We start from the raw sequence: 2,998 nt of genomic DNA, 5'->3' as shown, positions 1-2,998 counted from the left end.
GCCGGCATCCTGCTGCCGGCCGATTCGACGCTGAGCCTGTCCGGCGCCGCCGCGCGCGTGGCCGAGGGCGGCGCCGAAGCGGTGCCGCTGGTGCGCCTGCCGGCGCTGCCGCAGGCGCTGTCGCAGCTGCGCGACGCCGGTTTCGCGCTGGCGGCGACGCTGGTGGACGGCGGCCAGGACCTGTTCACCGCTACGCTGCCATCGCGCATGGTCTATGTGATGGGCGCCGAGGGCGAGGGCATGGACCGCGGCTTCGCGCAGAACTGCGACCTGCGCCTGTCCATTCCCGGCACCGGCGCGGTGGAGAGCCTGAACGTGGCCGCCGCCACCGCGGTGTTCCTGTCCATCGCCGCCAATCGCGGCACTGCCGGGTGAGCATTCGCGGACTGCACGACCTGCGGCAGTGGCAGTCCGCGATGGATGATTGGCTGGCCGAGGAACGGGCGTCGGTATTGCAGCAGCCTTTGCGCGGCCGTTGTCCGCTTTGCCGGGAAATGACGGATTTCCTTGGCGATCCCAACGGCGAAATACGCGAGCGGCTGCATTGTGGCGTCTGTGGCGCCAATACGCGCCAGCGTGCCGTGGTCCAGGTGCTGCTTGAAGCATTGAGCGATGCTGGGACGGCGCGCGTATATGCGACGGAACAGGTCAGCTTTTTCTATCGCATGCTGCGTACGCACGTTGGAAAACTGTACGGGGGCGAATACGGCCTGCATCCGCGCCGCCGGCTGCGGCTGCAGTTGTGGATGTGGAGGAACCGGATTTTAGAGCGCTTGGTCCCGCGGGACCTGACTGCGCTGGATTTCGTGGATGGCAGTCTCGACGCTGTGGTCAGTCTGGATGTCCTGGAACATATTCCCGCTTACGAGGACGCCTTGCGGGAAGTCGCGCGGGTCGTGCGGCCGGGGGGCGTGTTCGTGTTCACGGTTCCGTTCTACGAGGACACGGCCGGCAGCAGGCGGATTGCCTGGCTGCGGGAGGACGGGCGGATCGAGTTCGATGGCGAGCCCGAGTACCACGGCGACCCGGTATCCGGTGGCGTGCCGTGTTTCCATCATTTCGGCTGGGAACTGCTCGTGACGCTGCGGGAGGCCGGTTTCGCCGATGCACAGGCGCTGCGGGTCCATTCGGTGGAGGCCGGGGTGCCTCAGGGCCAGTGGGTGTTCCGCGCCAGGCGATGATCACGCTGGCATGGCCGGTCTCGATCGAGAACGGCCGCGCCGTCAGCCTCGGTAACCGTTGCTGATCGGGTAGCGCCGCTCGCGGCCGAACGCACGGCGCGAGACCTTCGGCCCCGGCGCGGCCTGGTGCCGCTTCCATTCGCTGATGCGCACCAGCCGCAGCACCCGCTCCACCACTTCCGGCGCGTAGCCGGCGGCGACGATGTCCTCGCGCGACTGTTCCTGGTCGATGTAGCGGTAGAGGATGCCGTCGAGCACGTCATAGGCCGGCAGCGAATCCTGGTCGGTCTGGTTCTCGCGCAGTTCGGCCGAGGGCGCGCGCGCGATCACCGCCGGCGGGATCACCGGTGCGCCGCCGACGGTGTTGCGCCACTTGGACAGGCCGTAGACCTCGGTCTTGTACAGGTCCTTCAGCGGCGCATAGCCGCCGCACATGTCGCCGTAGATGGTGGCGTAGCCGACCGCGTACTCGCTCTTGTTGCCGGTAGTCAGCAGCAGCCCGCCGAACTTGTTGGCCAGCGCCATCATGATCACGCCGCGGCTGCGCGACTGCAGGTTCTCCTCGGTCACGTCCGCGGCCTGGCCCTCGAACATCGCCGACAGAGACTGCATCAGCCCCTGGAAGGCCGGCTCGATCGGCACCGTCTCCAGCTTCACGCCCAGGGCGCGGCACTGCTCGGCGGCCAGGTCGTTGGAGAGATCGGCGGTGTAACGCGAGGGCAGCGCTACTGCGGTGACGTTGTCCGCGCCCAGCGCATCGACCGCCAGCGCCAGCACCAGCGCCGAATCGATGCCGCCGGACAGGCCCAGCCACACCTTGCGGAAGCCGTTCTTGCGGCAGTAGTCCTGGATGCCGCGGGTGACCGCGCGCCAGGCCAGCGCATCCATGCTTTCGTCGCCGTCGTCGATCCAGCGCAGGGGCATGAACGCGCGCGCGTCGGCGTCGTACTCGACCACCAGCATCTCCTCGGCGAAGGCCAGCGCCGCCGGATGCACCGTGCCGTTGCCGTCGGCGACCACGGAGGCGCCGTCGAAGACCAGCGCATCCTGCGCGCCGACGAGATTGACATAGGCGATGGCGGCGCCGCTGTCGCGGCTGCGCTCGGCCATCAGCGCGTCGCGCTGGGCATGCTTGCCGCGCTCGTAGGGCGAGGCGTTGGGCACCAGCACCAGTTCGGCGCCTTCGGCCACGGTCGCGGCCAGCGGTTCGGCGAACCACAGATCCTCGCAGACCAGCACGCCGAGCTTCACTCCGCCGACTTCGAACACGCAGTTGCCGCCATCCGGATCGACGTCGAAATAGCGGCGTTCGTCGAACACCGCGTAGTTGGGCAGCTCGCGCTTGCGGTAGGTGGCTGCAACGGCGCCGTCGCGCAGCACGCTGGCGGCGTTGTACACGACCGCGCCGGTACTCTGCGGCCAGCCGACCACGGCGACGATGCCCTGCACCTGCGCGGCGATCCGCGCGATCGCCTGCTCGCAGTCGCGCAGGAAGGACGGCCGCAGCAGCAGGTCTTCCGGCGGGTAGCCGCTGACCGCCAGTTCCGGGAACAGCACCACGTCGGCGCCGTATTCGTCGCGGGCGATCTGCACCAGCTCGACGATGCGCGCGCTGTTGCCGGCCACGTCGCCGACCGGGAAGTCGTACTGCGCCAGGGCGATGCGGAGGGATCGGGACGTCATGAGGAAGGCTGCCATGCGGTGCGTTGGCGGCCATTATCCCAGACCCGGGTGAGCAGGAAAGAAAAGCGGCTTTGGTAGGAGCGGCTTCAGCCGCGAAAGGGCGTTACCGGGGAAGCCTCTTCGCGGCTGAAGCC

At 68.6% G+C, this 2,998-nt stretch carries 3 protein-coding genes; 2 read left to right on the top strand and 1 reads right to left on the bottom strand.

All coding sequences use genetic code 11. The annotated features are described in order from the left end of the window. Together QMX80_RS18925 and QMX80_RS18920 are read left to right on the top strand one after the other, a co-directional pair. Positions 1 to 375 (top strand): TrmH family RNA methyltransferase (locus QMX80_RS18925; RefSeq protein WP_282278712.1); only part of this gene is annotated, 375 nt, incomplete at its 5' end. Between the two features lie 41 nt (positions 376 to 416). Beyond that, complete coding sequence (locus tag QMX80_RS18920) at positions 417 to 1,181, top strand: class I SAM-dependent methyltransferase (RefSeq protein WP_152984219.1); 765 nt, start codon at positions 417 to 419, stop codon at positions 1,179 to 1,181. 42 nt (positions 1,182 to 1,223) lie between these two features. Here the strand turns inward: QMX80_RS18920 and QMX80_RS18915 are convergent, their stop codons facing one another. After that, on the bottom strand, positions 1,224 to 2,864 hold the full coding sequence (locus QMX80_RS18915; protein ID WP_282278711.1) for an NAD+ synthase: 1,641 nt from the start codon (positions 2,862 to 2,864) through the stop codon (positions 1,224 to 1,226). Positions 2,865 to 2,998: the final 134 nt, after the last annotated feature.

The sequence above is a fragment of the Stenotrophomonas sp. PS02297 genome (assembly GCF_029959705.1).
GTDB lineage: Bacteria > Pseudomonadota > Gammaproteobacteria > Xanthomonadales > Xanthomonadaceae > Stenotrophomonas > Stenotrophomonas nitritireducens.
Note: the sequence above shows the minus strand (reverse complement) of the source record. Positions and strands in the feature narration are given on the sequence as shown.